Origin of the sequence: Nocardioides sp. (assembly GCF_034670285.1) — a bacterium.
In the GTDB taxonomy this organism is placed as follows: domain Bacteria; phylum Actinomycetota; class Actinomycetes; order Propionibacteriales; family Nocardioidaceae; genus Nocardioides.
The window spans coordinates 1-2,383 of the sequence record NZ_JAXMNS010000499.1 but is presented as its reverse complement, the minus strand read 5'-3'; the positions used below and the strand labels follow the sequence as shown (position 1 = coordinate 2,383).

At 71.6% G+C, this 2,383-nt stretch carries 4 protein-coding genes; 2 read left to right on the top strand and 2 right to left on the bottom strand.

From position 1 onward, the window contains the following. Positions 1 to 74: 74 nt before the first annotated feature. Together VOI19_RS18240 and VOI19_RS18235 are read right to left on the bottom strand one after the other, a co-directional pair. A complete protein-coding gene (locus VOI19_RS18240) occupies positions 75 to 470 on the bottom strand; it encodes a hypothetical protein (protein ID WP_323794364.1) in 396 nt (131 codons plus the stop codon). Beyond that, positions 454 to 777 (bottom strand): glutaredoxin domain-containing protein, encoded by a 324-nt coding sequence (locus VOI19_RS18235; protein ID WP_323794363.1) that lies wholly within the window; start codon positions 775 to 777, stop codon positions 454 to 456. Before VOI19_RS18235 ends, VOI19_RS18240 begins: the two co-directional genes overlap by 17 nt. A 170-nt stretch (positions 778 to 947) precedes the next feature. Here VOI19_RS18235 and VOI19_RS18230 point away from each other — a divergent pair, with 170 nt between their 5' ends. Then, positions 948 to 2,087, top strand: coding sequence for a YHYH protein (locus VOI19_RS18230; RefSeq protein ID WP_323794362.1), 1,140 nt, complete (start codon positions 948 to 950; stop codon positions 2,085 to 2,087). A gap of 37 nt (positions 2,088 to 2,124) precedes the next feature. Then, the coding region (locus VOI19_RS18225) for a hypothetical protein (protein ID WP_323794361.1) at positions 2,125 to 2,383 on the top strand (259 nt) is incomplete at its 3' end.

Genomic DNA, 2,383 nt, shown 5'->3' with positions numbered 1-2,383 from the left:
ACACGATGGGCGAGGTAGCCGTCGAAACTGGCCCAGGGTGACCATGGCTACGTCAGGGCGTCACGTGATATAGGTCACGATGCGATTTGGCTGGTGTGGACAGGGTTTCCGGACATCAGCGGGTAGCGCCGTGCTCGGTGACCACCAGGTGGCACCGGCGTGCGGCACCAGGAGCGGTCCCCGGCCAGGCGCACGAGCGGTGGACAGACCGTGGCCGTCGGTGCGCCGGCACAGCGGTACTCGGGGTTGGGGTCATCGGGCTGGGACAGGTCCCAGCTGGAGGTCACGTTGCCGTGTGCCGGGACCCCACCGGCGTCCTCCAGCCGACGTGCAGCCGACGTGCAGCCGACGTGCGGCATGTTCCACGCGGCGAACACCGCGTTGCGCGTCGTCCGGTGGTTGCGCGATCCCCGGTGGTCGTCGAGGTACGACGGCCCCGGGCCGGCCTCGCCGTCACGACGCACCCCCACGCGACAGCGCCCGCGCGTGCGAGCGCACGGTGCCCGCGGTCGGGTTGGAGAGCACGGTCGTGCCGATCCGCACCGTCGGGACGGTCTCGTTGCCACCGTTGTGGGCGCGCACGATCTTCGCGGCCGCCGGGTCCTCGTAGATGTTGCGCCACGTGGCGCGCACGCCCCGCAGCCGCAGCCCCACACGCAATGCCTGGCAGAACGGGCAGCCGGGCCGCCAGAAGACCTCGATGGTCGGCGCGCTCCCCCGCGCGGTCCCCGCCGCGCCCGCTGGCGCACCGCCTGTCCGCTTGTGGGCTGATGCCATGTCATGACCTCCGGGTGGATCGACCGAGCCGGGCGCTCGCTGGTGAGGGAACCCGGCGTGCGCCTCTGCTTGTTCCCGAGGCCCGCCACGGCCGCCCTTCGTGGCTCCACCTGTGTGGTGCCTGTGCGACGACACAGCGCGCCCACAGGCTGGTGGTCCACCCTCCAGCCATGACCCGACACCTCCAGCTCCGAAGCGCCGCCCGGTCGCTCCGGCGTACTCCCCTGCTCGCTGTGCCGCTCACCGCGGCGCTCCTGCTCAGCTCGTGCGGCACCTCGGGGTCCGACGACGGCACCGACCCGAGCTCCGAGTCCGCCTCGTCGAGCACCGACACCAGCGCCGACTCCGACACCGCCTCCACCGGCGTCGACACCGCCCTGTTCCTCGACGGGGCCCTTACCGAGGAGCCGACCGTCGAGGACTGCACGCTCAGCGGCGGCACCGAGACCACCTGCTACCGGATCACCGTCTCCGGCTACCCCGTCGACCACGAGACGGGGCCGTTCTGCCCCGACTCGATCACCGACAGCGCCGAGGAGGGTGGGATCTGGCTGGACGGCGAGAACGTCTACGACCTCGACGGCGCCTTCTTCGAGAACCTCGCCGAGACCTACGACGACGACGGCTGGCTGATGTACGACGAGAACGGCGACATCTACGTCACCGAGACGCAGGAGGAGTTCGAGGCAGCGGCCCGCCCCGACGTCGACCCCGACCTCGCCAACCACTGCGTCGAGGGCTCCCTCGAGTGGCTTGAGAACGGCGAGCCGATCACGACCGAGGTCCTGATCCCCACCACCCCTGTCGCGGCCGAGTCCGCCCAGACCTCGCAGGGCAACAACGGCATCACCCTCGACGGCGTCGTCATCGCGGCGTCCGCGCCGGTCGAGGCGATCCTCAGCGCCTACACGATCGCCGCCTTCGACGACTGCGGAGGCCACTACAACCCGTTCGAGGGCTACCACATGCACGGGGCGACGGGTTGCTCCGAGGTCGGTGAGGCCGAGGACGGCGACACCGCGATGTTCGGCTACGCGATGGACGGCTACGCCGTCCACAGCCCCTTCGAGGAGGGCGAGGAGCCCGACGACCTCGACGAGTGCAATGGCCACACCACCGAGACCGCCGGCTACCACTACCACGCCAACCCCGCCGCCGAGAACCAGGTGATCGAGTGCCTGGTCGGCCAGACCTCGGCCTCGGCCGAGGGCGGGGACGGCGGCGGCCCCCCGGATGGCGGCGGCCCGCCGGACGGTGCCGCTCCGCCCAACGGCGCACCGCCCGCCGGCGCGGCGCCGCCGGAGCAGTGAGCGCTCCCACCGACCGCTCTCACGACAGGACCTCATGATGATCTCGCGCACCCGCCCGCTCCTCGCCCTCGGTGCGGCGACCGTGCTCCTCACCGTCGCCTGCGGGTCGAGCACCACCGACGACGGGACCGTCGCCGACGAGCCGAGCACCGTCTCGGCGAGCACGGACACGTCGACCGCCGAGCCGACCGACGTCGACCCCACGGTGCTCTTCGACGACGAGGCCCTCACCGAGGTGCCCACCGTCGTCGACTGCACCCTGTCGACCGGCACCGAGACCACCTGCTACCAGTACG